The organism is Streptomyces sp. NPDC002602 (assembly GCF_042889445.1).
Classification (GTDB): domain Bacteria; phylum Actinomycetota; class Actinomycetes; order Streptomycetales; family Streptomycetaceae; genus Streptomyces.
The window spans coordinates 475911-494474 of record NZ_JBIAQX010000002.1; the positions used below are offsets into that span (position 1 = coordinate 475911).

Annotated in this window: 16 protein-coding genes and 1 pseudogene; 5 read left to right on the plus strand and 12 right to left on the minus strand. The window is 72.4% G+C overall.

Annotation, left to right across the window (positions count from 1 at the left end):
• Positions 1-136: 136 nt before the first annotated feature.
• From ACFYW3_RS07560 to leuA, 3 genes are all read right to left on the minus strand, one after another.
• The gene (locus tag ACFYW3_RS07560; RefSeq protein WP_389385812.1) at positions 137-1696 is read right to left on the minus strand and encodes a nucleobase:cation symporter-2 family protein; all 1560 of its coding nucleotides are present in this window, start codon (positions 1694-1696) and stop codon (positions 137-139) included.
• Between the two features lie 633 nt (positions 1697-2329).
• Positions 2330-3025 (minus strand): TerB family tellurite resistance protein, encoded by a 696-nt coding sequence (locus ACFYW3_RS07565; RefSeq protein ID WP_351763581.1) that lies wholly within the window; start codon positions 3023-3025, stop codon positions 2330-2332.
• A gap of 392 nt (positions 3026-3417) precedes the next feature.
• On the minus strand, positions 3418-5190 hold the full coding sequence (gene leuA, locus ACFYW3_RS07570) for a 2-isopropylmalate synthase (protein ID WP_351763583.1): 1773 nt from the start codon (positions 5188-5190) through the stop codon (positions 3418-3420).
• Positions 5191-5551: 361 nt separating this feature from the next.
• Between leuA and ACFYW3_RS07575 the strand changes: the two genes are divergently transcribed.
• The 4 genes from ACFYW3_RS07575 (at position 5552) to ACFYW3_RS07590 (ending at position 8713) form a co-directional block, all read left to right on the plus strand.
• The gene (locus tag ACFYW3_RS07575; protein WP_351763585.1) at positions 5552-6616 is read left to right on the plus strand and encodes a M4 family metallopeptidase; all 1065 of its coding nucleotides are present in this window, start codon (positions 5552-5554) and stop codon (positions 6614-6616) included.
• 28 nt (positions 6617-6644) lie between these two features.
• The gene (locus tag ACFYW3_RS07580; RefSeq protein ID WP_351763587.1) at positions 6645-6914 is read left to right on the plus strand and encodes a protealysin inhibitor emfourin; all 270 of its coding nucleotides are present in this window, start codon (positions 6645-6647) and stop codon (positions 6912-6914) included.
• 119 nt (positions 6915-7033) lie between these two features.
• A complete protein-coding gene (locus ACFYW3_RS07585) occupies positions 7034-7846 on the plus strand; it encodes a GNAT family N-acetyltransferase (RefSeq protein WP_351763589.1) in 813 nt (270 codons plus the stop codon).
• 171 nt (positions 7847-8017) lie between these two features.
• Positions 8018-8713 (plus strand): SAM-dependent methyltransferase, encoded by a 696-nt coding sequence (locus tag ACFYW3_RS07590; RefSeq protein WP_389385813.1) that lies wholly within the window; start codon positions 8018-8020, stop codon positions 8711-8713.
• A gap of 46 nt (positions 8714-8759) precedes the next feature.
• On the opposite strand, the gene era is transcribed toward ACFYW3_RS07590, so the two are convergent.
• The 4 genes and pseudogenes from era to ACFYW3_RS07610 all read right to left on the minus strand — a co-directional run bounded on the left by era (position 8760) and on the right by ACFYW3_RS07610 (position 13144).
• A complete protein-coding gene (era, locus tag ACFYW3_RS07595; protein WP_053682004.1) occupies positions 8760-9710 on the minus strand; it encodes a GTPase Era in 951 nt (316 codons plus the stop codon).
• Positions 9711-10208: 498 nt separating this feature from the next.
• Positions 10209-10634, minus strand: a pseudogene (locus tag ACFYW3_RS07600) (WxL protein peptidoglycan domain-containing protein); the annotation flags it as partial.
• Complete coding sequence (locus tag ACFYW3_RS07605; protein ID WP_389385975.1) at positions 10631-11929, minus strand: beta-xylosidase; 1299 nt, start codon at positions 11927-11929, stop codon at positions 10631-10633. The pseudogene ACFYW3_RS07600 and the gene ACFYW3_RS07605, both read right to left, overlap by 4 nt.
• 141 nt (positions 11930-12070) lie before the next feature.
• Entirely contained in the window at positions 12071-13144 is a 1074-nt protein-coding gene (locus ACFYW3_RS07610; RefSeq protein WP_389385814.1) for a GlxA family transcriptional regulator, read from the minus strand.
• 70 nt (positions 13145-13214) lie between these two features.
• On the opposite strand from ACFYW3_RS07610, the gene ACFYW3_RS07615 reads away from it, so the two are divergent.
• Complete coding sequence (locus ACFYW3_RS07615; RefSeq protein WP_389385815.1) at positions 13215-14537, plus strand: MFS transporter; 1323 nt, start codon at positions 13215-13217, stop codon at positions 14535-14537.
• 117 nt (positions 14538-14654) lie between these two features.
• Here ACFYW3_RS07615 and ACFYW3_RS07620 read toward each other — a convergent pair whose 3' ends face one another.
• From ACFYW3_RS07620 to ACFYW3_RS07640, 5 genes are all read right to left on the minus strand, one after another.
• Positions 14655-15017, minus strand: a complete 363-nt coding sequence (locus tag ACFYW3_RS07620; RefSeq protein WP_351758580.1) for a cytidine deaminase — start codon at positions 15015-15017, stop codon at positions 14655-14657.
• A 130-nt stretch (positions 15018-15147) separates the two neighbouring features.
• Complete coding sequence (locus ACFYW3_RS07625) at positions 15148-15501, minus strand: MmcQ/YjbR family DNA-binding protein (protein WP_267826243.1); 354 nt, start codon at positions 15499-15501, stop codon at positions 15148-15150.
• Entirely contained in the window at positions 15498-16811 is a 1314-nt protein-coding gene (locus tag ACFYW3_RS07630) for a hemolysin family protein (RefSeq protein ID WP_351758578.1), read from the minus strand. The genes ACFYW3_RS07625 and ACFYW3_RS07630 overlap by 4 nt, the downstream gene beginning before the upstream one ends.
• Positions 16808-17305: an rRNA maturation RNase YbeY gene (gene ybeY / locus ACFYW3_RS07635; RefSeq protein ID WP_351758576.1), complete on the minus strand. Its 498-nt coding sequence runs from the start codon at positions 17303-17305 to the stop codon at positions 16808-16810. Before ybeY ends, ACFYW3_RS07630 begins: the two co-directional genes overlap by 4 nt.
• Before the next feature lie 13 nt (positions 17306-17318).
• Positions 17319-18371, minus strand: a complete 1053-nt coding sequence (locus tag ACFYW3_RS07640) for a PhoH family protein (protein WP_351758575.1) — start codon at positions 18369-18371, stop codon at positions 17319-17321.
• Between the last annotated feature and the right edge of the window lie 193 nt (positions 18372-18564).

The following is an 18564-nucleotide window of genomic DNA, read 5'->3' on the forward strand; positions in this document are numbered from 1 at the left end:
GTACGAGGACCCGCGCGGGGAGCGGCGCGGGAAGCGACGCGGGAAGCGACGCGGGAAGCGACGCGGCCCCGCGCCCGGACCGGGGTCCGGGTGCGGGGCCGTCGGCCCGTCGGCCCGCCTGGGCCTCGGGAGCGGATCAGCCCGCGGGCGTCGCCGCGCCGTCCGCCGCGCCGGGCGCATCCGCCGCATCCACCGCGCTCGCCCTGCCCGTCCCGTCCGACTTGTCCGTACCGTCCGACTTGTGTGCGGCCGCCAGGGCGACCGGCGCGTCGGCCTGGGCGGGCAGCACGACCTCCGGAGCGGCGTCGGGGGCGGGGTGCGGGTCGGTGTGTGGGTCGCCCTTGCCCAGGCCGTTGAAGAGCAGGTTCAGCACGATCGCGGCCGTGGCGCCGAGCGTCACACCGCTGTTGAGGAGCGAGGCGAGGTCCACGCTCATGTGCTTCTCGAAGAAGGCCGGGACGGTCGCCGGGAAGAGCGCGAAGGCGAGGGCCACGCCGACGATCAGGGCGTTCTTCTCCTCCTTGAGGTCCACCTTGCCGAGGGTCTGGATGCCGGCGAGGGCGACCATGCCGAACATCACGGTGGCGGCACCGCCGAGGACACCGGGCGGGATCGCGGCGACTGCCGCCGCGGCCTTGGGCAGCAGACCCAGGATGATCATGATCACGCCCGCCGCGACGACCACGAACCGGCTCTTGACCTTGGTGACCCGGACCAGTCCGACGTTCTCGGCGAAGGCCACGTACGGGAAGGAGTTCAGCAGGCCGCCGATCGCGGTGGCAGCGCCGTCGGCCCGCAGCGCCCGGGCGACGGTCTCGCTGTCGACGTCCTTGCCGACGATCTCGCCGATCGCGTAGGTGTCACCGGTCGTCTCGACCATGGTGATCAGCATGACGATCAGCATGAGGAGGATCGGGAACCACTCGAACTTCGGGGCGCCGAAGTGGAAGGGCGTGGTGACACCGATCCAGTCGGACTGGCCGACGGCCGCGAACTTGGCGTCGCCGAGGGCGAAGGCGACGAGCGTGCCGCCGACCAGGCCGAGCAGGACCGCGATGCTGGAGACGAAGGGGCGGCCGAGGCGCATCAGCAGGAGGACGAAGAGCATGGTGGCGACCGCGTAGGCCAGTTGCCTCGGCTCCCCGCCGTCGCCGACGAGCGGGGCGCCACCGACGACGTCCTTGAGCGCGACCGGGAGCAGGACGATGCCGAGGATGGTGATCACCGTGCCGGTCACCACCGGCGGGAAGAGCGACATCACGACGCGGAAGACGCGTGCGGGCATCCAGGCGAAGGCGAAGGTGGCGATGCCGGCCGTGATCACGGCTCCGTAGATCACCAGCAGGGCCGCCGTGCCACCGCCCGCGCCCAGGCCGATGGCGATCATCGGGGAGACGGCGGTGAAGGTCACGCCCTGGACGATCGGCAGCCGGGCGCCGATCCGTCCCATGCCCCAGGCCTGGATGATCGAGGCTATGCCGCAGGTGAAGAGGTCCGCGTTGATCAGGTAGACCAGTTGCTCGGGACTGAGCTTGAGCGCGCTGCCGACGAGGATCGGAACGATCACCGCACCGGCGTAGAAGGCGAGTACGTGCTGGAAGCCGTACAGCGCCAGTTTGGGGAGGGGGAGCACCTCGTCGACCGGGTGCGGGCTCTGCTCTCCGTTGACGGAAAGCCGGGCGGCGACACGTGCCATCTCTGCCTTGCCCTTCGATAGGTAGGTGAACGAGAGGAGATCTGGTCATCCCTGGCCGGAGTGGGTCGCGAACCCGTTGGTCCGCCGGGATGTCAGTGAATTCACGTGCATCGAAGCCCCGCTGTGTTACCGGCGGCGTCTCGTCGTGTGACCGGAATTGAACGCCTGCGGGGGCGCTCACAGATATCGTCGACTTCTACAAGGTGTTGACGTTCCGGGATCGCCGATCTGGAGGTTCCGCCACTGGCGGGAACGCGCGAGGGGCGGGTATGGCCGGCGGGCGGCGAAGTCCGTCTCCCGTACCGCGCCGGCGCTGCGCTCGCGCGAAGTCCGCGGTGATGACCTGGGCGGACCCTCTTCGCGGGCGTTCGACACGGCAGAGCCGATCGCAGGGTTCCACCCAGGGGGCGGGCCGGGCGCTCCACTCACGGAGGGGCCGGTTCCATGTCGTCGCACGGGCCGCGCGGCGCTCCGGTTCGGCCCCGCGAGGCCGGATCGTTACGTCGAGGAGCGGCTGCGCGACCGGTTTCGGATGCAATCGAGGCGGGCGGGGCGCATGGTGTCCGGGCGTGCGTCACCGCCGGCCCGCTTGGCCGGGGCCGCATGGTGTCCGGGCGGGTGCGGCGGGTCGGACTACGGGGCCCGGACCGCCGACAGCAGTCGCGCCACCTCGTCCGTGTCCATCCGCAGCGCGGCGCCCACGGTGGCCAGCACCTCGCGCTCGGGCGGGGTGTACGGCCCGTCGGCGAGGGCGATCCGCGCGCCCTGGAGCAGCAGCGAGGCACGGCCCGGGCCGGCCAGGTGCGGGGCCAGGGGCTCCAGGATCTCGTGGAGCTCGATCGACAGCGCGGCGCCGCGGCACTCCGGGCCGTCGTACAGTCCCAGTCGGCCCTCGTCGGCGGCCAGGGCGTCCACCAGGGACTCCAACTGCTCCTCGGTGCAGTCCTGGAACCCGGCGGACCGTACGGCCGACACGGCGGCCTCCAGTGCGCTCTGGGAGGCGGCTCCGCCCGCCGCCAGCACGGCGAGGGTCACCGTGTGGACCGCGTCCCGGAGCATCGACGAGAAGCGCGTGGTGGTCAGGTGGTCCAGCACGTCGGCGTCGTAGCGCTCCCGGCAGGCCTGGCATTCGACGACGGGCCCGGCCTGGCCGCGCGGCAGCAACGGGACCCCGAGGACGGTGAACCTGCGGCGGCCGGTGCGGCGGCGGTAGTTGCGGTCACCCCCGCAGTCGGGGCAGTAGAACTCCCCGTCGCCCACGGTGCTCCAGGTGGTCCGGATGCCCCAGGCCGTCAGCTTCCGGCCGTCCCCATCCCGAGCTGGCAGCACGTCGCACCTCCGTAACTCCCCCGTGGCCTTCGGGCACGGGCGGGACCCCTGGCACCATCGCCCGGGTTGGCGTGATGTTAGCCACATCGGTGAGGATGTGTCAGTCGTGTGACAAGACAACATGCCCCGGATCCGGGACTTGGCCGATCTCCGCCTGCCCGATTCCGGCCCGCCCGGGCGGCGTTTGGCCTGGCGGCGCGGGGGTTGTCGGCCCCGCGGGGCGGCTCGCTCCGGATCGGGCGGCGGGCGGGATCCGCGTCAACGCCGTGGCCGCCCGCACCATCCGGACGGAGCGGCGCGGAGGTCACGCCGGTGACGTCCCGCTCTCCCGTGACGCGCGGAACCCCGCCGCTCCGAGTGGAGCGGCGGGGTTCCGGACGGAGCGGGGAGGGTCAGCGGCCCGCGCGGTTGACGGCGGAGATGACCGCCTTCAGGGAGGCGCGGGTGGTGTTGGCGTCGGTGCCGATGCCCCACAGGACGCGGCCGTCGATCGCGCACTCGATGTACGAGGCGGCCACGGCGGAGGCGCCCTCGCTCATCGTGTGCTCGGTGTAGTCCAGCAGGCGGGCGTCGATGCCGATGCCGGCCAGGGCGTCGAAGAAGGCCGAGATCGGGCCGTTGCCGGTGCCGGTCAGCACCGTGTCGACGCCGTCCACGACGGCCTCGACGGTCAGCGTGTCCGTGCCGTCCTTGTCGGTGGCCGTCGAGCCGGAGCGCAGTTGGATGCGTCCCCATCGTGACGCGGCGTTCTCCGGGTTCGGCAGGTACTCGTCCGAGAACACGTCCCAGATCGCCTTCGGCGTGACCTCGCCGCCCTCGGCGTCGGTCTTGGCCTGGATGATCCGGGAGAACTCGATCTGCATGCGGCGCGGCAGGTCCAGCTTGTGGTCGTTCTTCAGGACGTAGGCGATGCCGCCCTTGCCGGACTGCGAGTTGACGCGGATGACCGCCTCGTAGGAACGGCCGACGTCCTTGGGGTCGATGGGCAGGTACGGGACCGCCCACTCGATGTCGTCGACCGTCTTGCCTGCGGCGGCCGCGTCGGCCTCCATCGCGTCGAAGCCCTTCTTGATGGCGTCCTGGTGGGAGCCGGAGAAGGCGGTGTAGACCAGGTCGCCCGCGTAGGGGTGGCGCGGGTGGACCTCCATCTGGTTGCAGTACTCGCTCGTGCGACGGATCTCGTCGATCTGCGAGAAGTCGATCTGCGGGTCGACGCCCTGGGAGAACAGGTTCATGCCCAGCGTGATCAGGTCGACGTTGCCGGTGCGCTCGCCCTGCCCGAACAGGCAGCCCTCGATGCGGTCGGCGCCGGCCATCAGGGCCAGCTCGGCGGCGGCGACGGCGGTGCCGCGGTCGTTGTGCGGGTGCACGGAGATGCAGATGTGCTCGCGGCGGGTCAGGTTGCGGGCCATCCACTCGAAGCGGTCCGCGTGCGTGGACGGCGTCGAACGCTCCACGGTGGCGGGCAGGTTCAGGATGATCTCGCGGCCCTCGCCCGGCTGCCAGACGTCACAGACGGCCTCGCAGACCTCCAGGGCGAAGTCCAGCTCGGTGTCGGTGAAGATCTCCGGGCTGTACTGGTAGCCGAAGGTGGTCTCCGGGCCCAGCAGCTTCTCCGCGTACTCCATGACCAGGCGGGTGCCGTCGACGGCGATCTGCCTGATCTGCTCCTTCGAACCGCGGAAGACCACGCGGCGGAAGGTGGGGGCGGTCGCGTTGTACAGGTGGACGGTGGCGCGCCTGGCGCCGACCAGGGACTCCACGGTCCGCTCGATCAGGTCCTCGCGGGCCTGGGTCAGTACGGAGATGGTGACGTCGTCCGGGATGGCGCCCTCTTCGATGATGGAGCGCACGAAGTTGAAGTCGGTCTCGCCGGAGGACGGGAAGCCGACCTCGATCTCCTTGTAGCCCATGCGCACCAGCAGGTCGAACATCTCGCGCTTGCGGGCGGGGGTCATCGGGTCGATCAGCGACTGGTTGCCGTCGCGCAGGTCGGTGGACAGCCAGCGGGGGGCCTTGGTGACGCGGGCGTTCGGCCAGGTGCGGTCCGGGATCTCGACCTGCTCGTAGAAGCCGTACTTGTGGATCGGCATCCCGGAGGGACGCTGGGTGTGGGTCGCGTTCGTGATGGGCGTGGGGCGACCGACAAAAGGCTGCTGGCTCATGGCGTAGGGCTCCTCGCGTGTTCCGCGTAGTTCTGGGACGGCCGACGGCGGTCGCAAAACCGCGACACCGAACTCCGCGGGGAGGGGGCCGGCCTACGACTACAGACCCTCGCCGCGGCAGCTAAGGAGAAGCAGCCCGAAACGCATGATGGATCGAGCGTAGCCGAGCCGAGCCGTGATGCGAGGACCTGTTTCAGTATGCAAGACCGGGTGGTCCGATTTGACCTATTTGTGAGGTAAGGCACTTTCTCGGCCGTCAGGTCCGGTCGATCCGTCAACATGGCGCGGACGCTTTCAGACAACCGAATGAATCATGGTCGCTGCTAGTGACAGAGGCATCACGCACTGCCACATTTCCCGCATGGACGCCACTCGCCACCCCGCGCACCCCGTCTTCTGCACGGTGGTCCCGCCTCATCTCCTCGACCGCATCGCCCGATCCCAGGACACCCGCCGCGCCGACACCGCGCAGCGCACCCTCGAACGCGACTCCCTGCTGCGCACCCGGCGCCGGGTCACCACCGTCCGGGGGGTCGCCCCGGCGCTCGGCGCGCCCGTGTCCGACGAACCGCGCCGCACCGTCTACGACGCGCTGCACCACACCCGTCTCCCCGGGAAGAAGGTGCGCGGGGAGGGCGACGCGCCGACGAGGGACGCCACCGTGAACCGCGCGTACGCGGGACTGGGTGCCACGTACGACCTCTTCCTCAAGGGCTTCGGCAGGCGCTCGATCGACGACTCGGGGCTGCCCCTGGACGCCACCGTGCACTACGACGAGGACTACAACAACGCCTTCTGGGACGGCCGCCAGATGGTCTTCGGCGACGGGGACGGGGACCTCTTCCTCGACTTCACGGTGTCGGTGGACGTGATCGGACACGAGCTGACCCACGGCGTCACCCAGTACACGGCCAACCTGGAGTACCGGGGCCAGCCGGGAGCCCTGAACGAGTCGATGTCCGACGTCTTCGGCTCCCTGATCAAGCAGTGGTCGCTGGAGCAGACGGCGGACCAGGCGGACTGGCTGATCGGCGCGGGACTGCTGGGCCCCGAGGTCAGCGGGGTCGCGCTGCGCTCGATGAAGGCACCCGGCACGGCGTACGACGACGACGAGCTCGGCAAGGACCCGCAGCCGGCGTCGATGGACGACTACGTCAGCACGCACAGCGACAACGGCGGCGTGCACATCAACTCCGGCATCCCGAACCACGCCTTCTACATCGTGGCGACCGAGCTGGGCGGCAAGGCCTGGGAGCGGGCCGGACAGATCTGGTACGACACCCTCACCGGCGGGGAACTCGCGGCGGACGCGCAGTTCGCGGACTTCGCCCGGCTGTCGACGGCGGCGGCCGTCGCGCGCTTCGGGGACGGCGGCGCCGAGCACCAGGCGCTCCAGAAGGCGTGGTCGACGGTCGGCCTGGGGTAGGCGGCGGATCCGGGGTAAGAAGGCGGGCATGCGGATTCTGGTGGTGCGGACGGGCGGTTTCGCGGGCATCGAGCGCCGGGCGGAGGTGGACACCTCGGCCCGGCCGGACGAGGAGGAGTGGCGGCACCTGGCCCGACAGGCCCTGCTGCCCGGTCCGCCGGGGCACGGGCCGAACCGGGTGCGGGACGGGTTCTCGTACCGGATCACGGTGGACGGGGAGACCGTGTCCTGCGCGGAGCCGTACGTGTCGGACGCCCAACGCGATCTGATCTCGCGCGTGCTGAAGGAGGGCGCGTAGGCCGCCCTCGGGCGCCCGCGGTGATCCCCCGGTGGTTCCTCGGCGATCCCCCGGTGGTTCCTCGGCGATCCCTCGGTAATTGGGAGGTCCGCGAGCAGGCGCTTTGCTTGGATTGGCGGATGACCACAGAGATACTTTCCGCCCTTGAGCGGTATTACGACACGGTCCCGCGCGTGGGCGGAGCCCGGGCCGAGGACTTCGGGCCGCTCACCCTGTTCGTACGGGAGGGCGAGGGGTGGCCGTACTACGCGCGCCCCTCGCTCGGCGGACCCGAGGCCTCCGCGGCCGACGTGGAGCGGGTGCTTGCCCGCCAACGGGAGCTGAAGGTGCCCGAGGCCTTCGAATGGGTGGCCGAAAACAGCCCCTCGTTGCGGGCCGCGGTGGAGACGGCGGGACTGCGCGTCAGCTCCCACCCGCTGATGGTGCTGGAATCCGTGCGGCCGACCCCGGCCCATCCGGACGTACGGGTCCTCGGCGCGGACGACCCACTGCTGGCGGCCGCGGTGACGGTGCCGATGCTGGCTTTCGCGGCCCCGGGCACGGCGCTGGGCGAGGCCGGGCCGACCGAACTGGCGGCGGCCCTGACGGATCCGACGGTGGAACCGCGCCGCGCGCGGGTCTCCGATCAGCTCGCCTCGGGCGGCACGGGGATGGCCGCGGCCGTACGGGACGGCGTGGTGCTCTGCTCGGGCCAGTACATCCCGGTCGGCGACGTCGCCGAGGTCGTCGGCGTCGGCACCCTCCCGGCGGCGCGCCGGCAGGGCTTGGCCCTCGCGGTGACGGCGGCCCTGGTCGAGCAGGCGCTGGCGGGCGGGGCCCGGACGGTGTTCCTGTCCGCGGGAGACGAGGACGTGGCCCGGATCTACGGCCGGATCGGCTTCCGCCGCGTGGCGACGGCCCTCATCGCGGAGCCCGTCCAACCCGCGGGGTAGCACCTCTGGCCCCGCCGGCAGAGGTCGGGTGCGGTGCGGTGCGGCGGATGTCCGCCCGGACGGCCGCGCGGTTGCCGAAACGGCAAGAGTTCTTGGCGCTTCGGGGTGCCCGGGCGGAGCATCGGCGGCACAGGCACCCGGAGGGTCGGGGCCTGGCCCGTGCCCTGCCCCATGAGACCCCGAGAGACCGAGGTTCCCGTGTCCGACCACGCGCACACCCACACCCAGCCGCCCACCCCGGAGCCCGGGGTCACGGGCGAGGAGTTCTGGGACGGCCGCTACCGGGAGAACGACCGGATCTGGAGCGGCGAGGCCAACGCCGCCCTGGTCCGCGAGGCGGGCGACCTCGCCCCCGGCCTGGCCCTGGACCTCGGCTGCGGCGAGGGCGGCGACGCCGTCTGGCTGGCCCGGCGGGGCTGGCGGGTGACCGCGACCGACATCTCCGGGGTGGCCCTGGAGCGAGCGGCCTCGCACGCGGCGGACGCCGGCGTCGGCGACCGGGTGGAGTGGCAGCGGCACGACTTCGCGCACTCGTTCCCGGCCGGCGAGTACGACCTGGTATCCGCCTGCTTCCTGCACTCGTACGGGGAGTTCCCGCGCGAGCGGATCCTGCGTCGGGCCGCCGCCGCCGTGGCCCCCGGCGGAGTCCTGCTGATCGTCGGCCACGCGGGCTGGGCCCCCTGGCAGGAGCCGCCGGTCGAGGGCGTCCACTTCCCGACGCCCGCCGAGGTCGTCGCGGACCTGGAGCTGCCGGAGGGCGCCTGGGAGGTCCTGCTGGCCGAGGAGCACGAACGGGTCCAGAACCGGCCTGACGGCCGGCCCGGGACCCGGTTGGACAACGCGGTGAAGGTGCGCCGGCTGCCCTAGTTCGGCTGTTCTCGCCCTGTGGAGGTCAGAACTCGCCCTGTGGAGGTCAGAAGCCGAGCTTGCGCAGTTGCTTGGGGTCGCGCTGCCAGTCCTTGGCGACCTTCACGTGCAGGTCGAGGAAGACCGGGGTGCCGAGCAGCGCCTCGATGTGCTTGCGCGACTTCATCCCGACCTCCTTCAGGCGGGAGCCCTTCGGGCCGATGATGATGCCCTTCTGGCTGGGCCGCTCGATGTAGACGTTCGCGTGGATGTCCAGCAGCGGGCGGTCCGCCGGGCGGTTCTCCCGGGGGATCATCTCCTCGACGACGACGGCGATGGAGTGCGGGAGCTCGTCCCGTACGCCTTCCAGCGCGGCCTCGCGGATCAGCTCCGCGACCATCACCATCTCGGGCTCGTCGGTGAGGTCGCCCTCCGGGTACAGCGGCGGGCTCTCGGGCAGCAGCGGCGCGATCAGGTCGGCCAGCAACTGGACCTGGCTGTCCCCGACGGCCGAGACGGGAACGATCTCGGCCCACTCGAAGCCGAGCTCGGCGGCGAGCTGGTGAATGGCCAGGAGCTGTTCGGCGAGCTGCTTGGACTCGACCAGGTCGGTCTTCGTCACGATGGCGATCTTGGGGGTCTTCTTGATCCCCGCGAGTTCCTTCGCGATGAACTTGTCGCCGGGGCCGAGCTTCTGGTCGGCCGGCAGGCAGAAGCCGATGACGTCGACCTCGGCCCAGGTGGAGCGGACGACGTCGTTGAGGCGCTCGCCGAGCAGGGTGCGCGGCTTGTGCAGGCCGGGGGTGTCGACCAGCACCAGCTGGGCGTCCGGGCGGTGCACGATGCCGCGGACCGTGTGGCGCGTGGTCTGCGGCCGGTTGGAGGTGATCGCGACCTTGGTGCCCACGAGCGCGTTGGTCAGGGTCGACTTCCCCGCGTTGGGGCGGCCGACGAAGCATGCGAAGCCCGCGCGGTGCGGGGCGGTGGGCTCGGGGGAACGATCGCTCATACGGGCCATTCTCCCCGATGCGGCTCCCAGCGCCGACCAGCCCACCGCCAGGACGGTCGAAGCGCCCGCCAGGAAGGTGGTCAGGAGGGGGTGTGCGGCATGGTCGACGGCCCCCTCGGCGGTGGCTTCCGCGTCCCGCGCCCGGATCGTCAGCCGGGTCCACTCCAGGGCGGGCGGGCCGTCCCACCTGCTGCTCAGCCGCACGTCCTGCCCCGGCAGCAGCTCGGCCGGCAGGCCGGTGAGGGTCCGCTGCGACACGGTGCGGCCGAAGGCCCCGGAAACGGTGAGGACGGCGCGGGGGCGGAGGGTGACATTGCCCAGGTTGTGGAGCGTGTACGTGACCTCGGCGCGCCCGTCGCCGCCGACGACGCGGACGTCCCGGACGGCGAGGGCCGGGGCGGTCGGTCCGGTGACCCGGAGGTGGAGGCGGGCGGCGACCGCCTGCCGCACGTCGATGCCGGAGCCGGCGCCCGCGGGCAGGTCCTCCAGGGCCACGACGGCGCCGGGGTGGTCCCCCGGCTCGGCCCGGTCGGGGACGGTGACGGTGAACCCGACGTCGACCGATCCCCGGGCCGGCACGGTCACCCGCTCCCGCGCGAGCACCGTCCAGGCGGCGGTGGCACGGCGCGGCTCGTCGGGGCCGCGGACCGCGAAGCCGCCGTCGCGGGCGGTGTTGTGGGCGTCGGCGGCGTAGAGCCGGAAGGTGCGGGGGCGGTCGGTGCGGTTGGTGACGGTGACGGTGTCCCGGGCGACCGTGCCGGGGGCGGCGGCGAGGTAGAAGTACGGGCGCTGTCCGACGGTGTTCGCGGCGGGGAGCACGGACCACCGGCCGTTGTCCGCGGCCGCCGCCGTTCCGGCGCCGGCGAGCCAGGCCAGGCCCGCGACGACGAGGGCGACGGGGAGCCGCCGCCACCGGGCGGCCGGCCGGGTCACGACAGGGTCAGCGTCAGGACGGCCGTGTACGCCCCCGGCGGGGTGTAGGGCGGGACGCGCAGTTCCACCCCGGCGTCCACCGTGAAGGTCCCGCCCGCCGGCGCGCCGTCCGCCGTGGACGCCAGCACGGCGCCCTCCGGGCCGACCGTGCCCGCGCTGCCCGCCCGGCAGGCGCTCGGGCTCCCGGCCGCCGCGACGCACCGCGGCGTCCACGTCAGGGAGGCGCCCGGGATCCGGACCCCGCCCGGTCCGGCGAAGTCCGTGACCCTGCCGACCAGCGACCAGCCCGCCGGGCCGCCGCGCGCGTCCTCGACGGTGACGGTGCCGATCCGGCCGGCCGCCGGCCCGCCGTTCCCGTACGGGACCGCGCCGAGCGTCACGGACTCCCCCGCCTGGGTCATGGCCAGCGCGCCCGGCTCGACGACCGCCGTCACCTTCCGGGTGCCCGGCGCCGGCGGCGCCGGGTCGATCACCGTGGCCGCGTCGATCACCGTGTAGGCGGCCGGCCCCGATCCGCCCCGCGCCGACCACGCCGTGCCCTCGTACGCGACCACGCCCGTCGTCCCCTTGTCGGTGACCGGCAGCTCGGCCCGGACCACGCCCCGCTCGTCGGCGGTGGCGGCCACCCGGTCGACGGTCTCCGCGGCGCCGGTCCGGCCGGCCACCGTGACGGCCGCCCCCGGGGCGAAGCCGGAGCCGGTGACGGCGACCCGGGCGCCCGGCTTGCCGTACGCCGTCCCCAGCGTGAGCGCGCGCGGGTTGGCCGTCGGCAGGGGGGCGGCCGTGAGGTGCTCGGACACGGGGGCGGGGCCGGCCGCGGTGCACACGGTCTCCAGGTCCACGGGGTGGCCGGTGTGCAGGGTGTAGCCGCCCGGGGCGAGGGTGATCTCGCCGGGCGCGGTGACGGTGAAGGTCCCGGTCATGGTCACGCCCGGCAGGGTCGCGCCCGCCGGCACCGGGTCGTTGCGTCGGACGCCCACCACGGTCACCTCGCCGCTCTGCGCGCCCGCGAGCACGATCCGCCCGGTGGGGGTCACCGCGTCGGCGGGCAGTTCGCTCGCGGCGGGGTTCAGGGCGGGGGTCGCGGCGATCCGGTACGTCACGGTGACCGTGTCGCCGACCTTCGGGGCCGGGTCGTCGACGCTGATCCGGGCCGTCGTCGGCCCGTCGGCGGGCGGCAGCCCGGCCTCCTGGGGCGGGAGGCAGTGCGTGGGGAACTCCACCTGTCCCGGGGGCGGCTGCTCCCCCTCGGCGGCGGCCGGCGCTCCGCCGGTCGTGGCGGCCAGCAGAACCACCACGCCGCCGCTCACGGCGACGGCCGCCGCCCACCGTCTGTCGCGCGCCCCGGCCCGTCCCGTACGTCCTGCTCGCACTGTCCGCCCCCGCGTTCCGTCGCTCCGACAGGGGGTCAATTCACGAGCGGGCGGCGGGAGAAGTCAATGCGCGGAACGGGCAACAACTGATGACCCATCAGAAGATGGGAGGGTGGAGGGCGAGAGAGCGCCCGGCCCGGCCGGTACGCCCGCCCCCACCGACCCGCCCGAGGCCCGGAACGTGCGCCGGTACGCCGTCGGGCTCACCCCCAACGCCGCCTGCACGTGCTTGCGCAGCGACTGCGCCGTCCCGAAGCCCGCCTCCCGCGCCACCTGTTCCATCGCCAGTTCCGTGCGCTCCAACAGCCGCCGGGCGCGCTCCACCCGCTGCCCGACGATCCACTCCCCCGGGCTGACCCCGGACTCCTCGCGGAAGCGGCGCGTGAACGTCCGTACCGACATGGACTCCTGCCGGGCCAGGTCGCTCAACCGGATCGGTTCGTGCAGCCGGTCGAGCACCCAGGCGCGCGCCGCCGTGGTGCTGGCCAACTGCGATTCGGGGACCGGACGTTCGATGAACTGCGCCTGCCCGCCGTCCCGGTGGGGCGGTACGACGGTCCGCCGGGCCACCTCGTTGGCCACGGCCGCGCCGTGGTCACGGCGCACGATGTGCAGGCACAGGTCGATGCCGGCGGCGACCCCGGCGGAGGTCAGCACGTCCCCGTCATCCGTGTAGAGCACGCCGGGGTCGACCCGCACGGCCGGGAAGAGCCGCTGGAAGTGCTCGGCGGAGGCCCAGTGGGTGGTCGCCCGGCGGCCGTCGAGGTACCCGCCGGCGGCGAGGACGTAGCCACCCGTGCAGATGGAGACCAGTCGGGTGCCGGGTCGGATGTGGCCGAGCGCCGCGCCGAGCGCCTCGGTCAGCCGACCCTCCTCGTACACCGGCCCCAGCTCGTACGAGGCGGGCACCACCACCGTGTCGGCGGTGGCCAGCAGCTCCGGACCGTGCTCGACGGAGACCGCGAAGTCGGCGTCCGTGGCCACGGGTCCGGGACGGAGCCCGCAGGTGAGGGTCTCGTAGAAGGGGCGCCCGGCCGGATCCCTGGCGTACCCGAAGATCCGGTGCGGGATGCCGAGCTCGAAGGGCAACAGCCCGGCGAGGGCGAGGACGACGACACGGTGCGCACGGGGCTCCATGGCCCGATCGTAGCGAAGCATGTCGTTCAGGCCACTGTCGGGCGCCGCCCGCGGGCCGGAAGCTGACTGCGTGACGCAGACAGCCTCCACCCCCGCATCCACACCCGCCCCCGCGCCCGCCACCCCGCGGAATCCGGGGCGCGTGCACCGCGCCTGGTTCGCGGCGGCCGTCGCCTTCGTGACGATCATCGGCGCCGCCGCCTCCGCCTCCCTGCCCGGCCTGCTCATCGAGCCGCTGCACGAGGAGTTCGACTGGTCGCGCGGCACGATCGGCCTCGCCGTCTCGGTGAACCTCGCCCTGTACGGGCTCACCGCGCCCTTCGCTGCGGCCCTGATGGACCGCTTCGGCATCCGCAAGGTGGTCGCCGTCGCCCTGCTGGTCATATCCGGCGGCACCGTGGCCACGCTCTGGATGACGGAGTCCTGGCAACTGATCCTGTTCTGGGGCGTGCTGGTGGGCCTGGGCAGCGGCTCGATGGCGCTGGCTTTCGCGGCCACGGTCACCAACCGCTGGTTCACCGCCCGACGCGGGCTCGTCACGGGCATCCTGACCGCCGCCGGGGCGTCCGGTCAGCTGATCTTCCTGCCCCTGCTGTCCTGGCTGGTCGAGCACCACGGATGGCGACCGGCGGCGGTCACGGTCTCGCTCGCGGCGCTGGTGGTCGTCCCGTTCGTCTGGCTGCTGCTGCGCGACCACCCGGCGGACGTGGGCCTCGCGCCGTACGGGGGCGCGTACGTGGAGAAGCCCGCCCCGGTCCCCGGAGCCGCGCGCCGCGCGTTGACGGTGCTGTTCAAGGCGGCCCGAACCGGCCCCTTCTGGCTGCTGGCCGGCACCTTCGCGATCTGCGGCGCCTCCACGAACGGCCTGGTGCGGACCCACTTCGTGCCTGCGGCCCACGACCACGGCATGCCGGTGACGGCCGCGGCCGGGCTGCTGGCGGTGATCGGCGTGTTCGACGTGGTCGGCACGATCGCCTCGGGCTGGTTCACCGACCGCTTCGAGGCGCGCCGCCTGCTGGCCGTGTACTACGCCCTGCGCGGGATCTCACTGATGTTCCTGCCGATGCTGCTGGCCCCGTCCATCCACCCGCCGATGATCTTCTTCATCATCTTCTACGGCCTGGACTGGGTCGCCACCGTCCCGCCGACCATCGCACTGTGCCGCGAACAGTTCGGGGAGGACGGCGCGATCGTCTTCGGCTGGGTCCTGGCCTCGCACCAGGTGGGCGCGGCCGTGGTGGCCTTCCTGGGCGGCCTGGCCCGCGACGCCTTCGGCTCGTACGACCTGGTCTGGTACGCCTCGGGCGGCCTGTGCGCGATGGCCGCGCTGATGGCGATGGTCATCCGCCGCCGGCCCGCCGTGACCGTGGCCGCGGCCACGGCCACGGCCTGAGCGTCCCGCGCCGCCCGACGGGCGCGTCCGGCCCGGAGGACGGGCGGGAGCGCGGCGGACGGGCGGGAGCGCGGCGGACGGGCGGGAGCGCGGCGGACACGCGCGGCCCCGGGCTCGTCAGCCGGCCGGGGTCGTGGACCTGAGGGTGCCGTCCGGGGCCGCGAGGAGGACCGGGGTGTCGGGGCCGCCGAGGTCCCGCACCGCGGCGCGATCGGCGTCGGACGGGGCGTCGGCCGCGCTGACCACGGCCGCGGCCTCCAGGGACCGCGCCCCGCTGGCCACGGCCATGGCGACGGCGGTCTGGAGCGCGCTCAGCTTGAGGGAGTCCAGGTCCACGGTCCCGGCCACGTACGTGCGACCCGTCTCGTCCCGGACCGCCGCACCCTCGGGCACCCCGTTGCGGGCGCGGGCGCTGCGCGCCAGCGTGATGATCTTGTTGTCCTCGGGGTCGATCCCGGTGTTCCCGGTGCTTTCGGTCATGGGCGAAAGCATAGGGAGCACCCCGACGGGCCGTGCGACGACCCCGCCCCCGGCACCCCTGACGCCCCTGATCGGACCGGGCGTCCGCCCGCCGCACGTCGAGGACGTCGCGCCGGCCCGGGGCCGCACGTCACGGCCGGTCGAGCCGCAGCCGCTCCGCCTTCGGCAGCCCGGCGACCACGAGGTCGTACGAGTCCTCCACCAGCTCCCGGACCATCGCGTCCGGCAGCCCGCCCACCGTCACCGTGTTCCAGTGCCGCTTGTTCATGTGCCAACCCGGCACGATCGCCTCGTGATCGGCCCGCAGCCGCACCGCGAGGTCCGGATCGCACTTCAGGTTGATCTTCAACGGCGAGGCGCCCAGCGCCGACAGCGCGAACACCTTCCCCAGCACCTTGAACACCGAGGTCTCGGGGGTGAAGGGGAACTCCTCCACGGCCTCGTTGAAGTCCAGGCAGAACGCGCGCAGTTGCTCCGGCGTCACTCCGAGCCCTCCTCGCCCTCGCCGGCCGCCGCGACCACCGGCTCCACCAGCACCGTCACGATCTTGTTCCGTCGCCCCGCCGGGGACTCGGCCGTCAACCGCAGGGGTCGCCCGTCCGGTTCGGGCAGGTCGACGATCGCCGAGGCGCCGGCGATCGGCACCCGGCCCAGCGCCTTGGCCAGCAGTCCGCCGACCGTCTCCACGTCCTCGTCGTCGAAGGCCTCGACGCCGAACAGCTCGCCGAGGTCGGTGATGTCGAGCCGGGCCGTGACCCGGTAGCGGTCCTCACCCAGGTCCTCGACGGGCGGCAGCTCCCGGTCGTACTCGTCGGTGATCTCGCCGACGATCTCCTCGAGGATGTCCTCGATGGTGACGATGCCCGCCGTGCCGCCGTACTCGTCGATGACGACGGCCACGTGGTTGCGCACCGACTGCATCTCGCGCAGCAGGTCACCGGCGTTCTTGGTGTCGGGCACGAACACCGCCGGCCGCATCGCCGTCGACACCAGGTCGGACTCCGCCTCACGACTGATGTGCGTCTTGCGGACGAGGTCCTTGAGGTAGACGATCCCGACGATGTCGTCCTCGTTCTCCCCGGTCACCGGGATGCGCGAGAACCCGGACCGCAGCGCCAGCGTGGTCGCCTGACGGATCGTCTTGTACCGCTCGATGCAGATCAGGTCCGTGCGCGGCACCATCACCTCGCGGACCAGGGTGTCCCCGAGTTCGAAGACCTGGTGCACCATCCGGCGCTCGTCGTCCTCGATCAGGGATTCCTTCTCCGCCAGGTCCACCATGGCCCGCAGCTCGGCCTCGGAGGCGAACGGGCCCTTGCGGAAGCCCTTCCCCGGTGTCAGCGCGTTGCCGATGAGGATGAGGAGCTGCGGGATCGGGCCCATGACCCGGGCCAGTGGCACGAGGACGTACGCGGCCGCCGTCGCCGTGTTCAGCGGGTGCTGCCGGCCGATGGTGCGCGGCGACACGCCCACGGCGACGAACGACACCAGCACCATGACCCCGATGGCCACGAGCAGCGCGGTCCAGGTGTCGCCGAACTCGTCGAGGCAGACGTACGTGACGAGCACGCCCGCCGCCATCTCGCAGGTCACCCGTACCAACAGCGCGACGTTGAGGTAGCGGGTGGGGTCGGCGGAGACCTGGAGGAGCTTCGCGCTGCCGCGCCGCCCCTCCCGTACGGCCTGCTCGGCCCGGAAGGCGGAGATGCGGGCGATCCCGGACTCGGCGCACGCCGCGAACCAGGCGACCACCACCAGCAGGACCGCGCCGGTGATGAGTTGGGCGGCGTTCACGAGACGGTGGGCGCGGGTGACGGACCGGTCAGGCCGCGCTCACCGCGCCAGCCGTCGACGATGGCCGCCTGGAGGCCGAACATCTCGGCCTTCTCGTCCGGCTCCTCGTGGTCGTACCCGAGCAGGTGCAGCACCCCGTGGACGGTCAGGAGCCCGAGCTCCTCGTCCATGGAGTGCCGCGTCGGCGCTTCCTCGCCCTGCCGCTTGGCCACCTCGGGACACAGGACGATGTCGCCGAGGAGCCCCTGCGGGGGCTCCTCCTCGTCCTTCGCCGGCGGACGGAGTTCGTCCATCGGGAAGGACATGACGTCGGTGGGTCCGGGCAGGTCCATCCACTGGATGTGGAGCTGCTCCATCGCCGCCTCGTCGACGACGATGACGGACAGCTCGGACAGCGGGTGGATCCTCATCCGGGCGAGCGCGTAGCGGGCGATGTCGAGGATCGCCTGCTCGTCGACCTCGATTCCGGACTCGTTGTTGACGTCGATCGACATGGTGCGCTGGGTTCTACTTCCGCTGGTAGCCGTTCCGGGGCTGCGTGGAGTCCCGGCTGTCGTCGTACTTCTCGTACGCGTCGACGATACGGCCGACCAGCTTGTGCCGGACGACATCCTCGGACGTGAGCCGCGAGAAGTGGATGTCCGGCACCCCTTCCAGGATGTCCTGCACCTGGCGCAAACCGCTCTTGGCCCCGCCCGGGAGGTCGACCTGGGTCACGTCGCCGGTGACGACGATCTTCGAGTCGAAGCCGAGCCGGGTCAGGAACATCTTCATCTGCTCGGTGGTGGTGTTCTGCGCCTCGTCGAGGACCACGAACGCCTCGTTGAGGGTGCGGCCCCGCATGTAGGCCAGGGGTGCCACCTCGATGGTCCCGGCCGCCATCAGCCGCGGGATCGAATCCGGGTCGATCATGTCGTGCAGGGCGTCGTAGAGCGGGCGCAGGTACGGGTCGATCTTGTCGAAGAGCGTGCCCGGCAGGAAGCCGAGCCGCTCGCCCGCCTCGACGGCGGGACGGGTCAGGATGATCCTGCTGACCTGCTTCGACTGCAGGGCCTGGACCGCCTTGGCCATGGCCAGGTAGGTCTTGCCGGTGCCCGCAGGACCGATGCCGAACACGATCGTGTTCTTGTCGATGGCGTCGACGTACCGCTTCTGGTTGAGGGTCTTGGGACGGATGGTCCGGCCTCGGCTGGACAGGATGTTCTGGGTGAGCACCTCGGCGGGTGTCTCGTCCCCGGCGTCGCCGCTGCCGTTGCCGTTCGCCTTGAGCATGGCGATCGAGCGTTCCACTGCGTCCTCCGTCATCGACTGCCCGGTGCGGAGCACCAGCATCATCTCGTCGAACAGGCGCTGGACCAGCGCGACTTCCGCCGCGTCGCCGATCGCGCTGACCTGATTGCCCCGAACATGGATGTCGGCCTTCGGGAAGGCCTTCTCGATCACGCGCAACAGGGCGTCACCCGATCCGAGCACGGTCACCATGGGATGGGTGGCCGGAACGGTGAAGTGGGCGCGCGCCTGGCCCGGCGCGGGGGTGCGGGCTGTCGGTGTCTGAGTCATGGGCCGGCACTGTGGCCTGCGCATACCTCCCACTGAAGGGTCGCTCGGGTCGTCGACCTCCGGACTACCAAGGGTACGACTCCACCGGCGCATCCCCGAGAGGTTTTCCGCCACGCGTCCCGGCCAGTCGTGGCGCGCCCGACGGGGCGCGGGTCGACCCGGACCTGGGCCGTCTCCTTCGGATCTCGCCTGA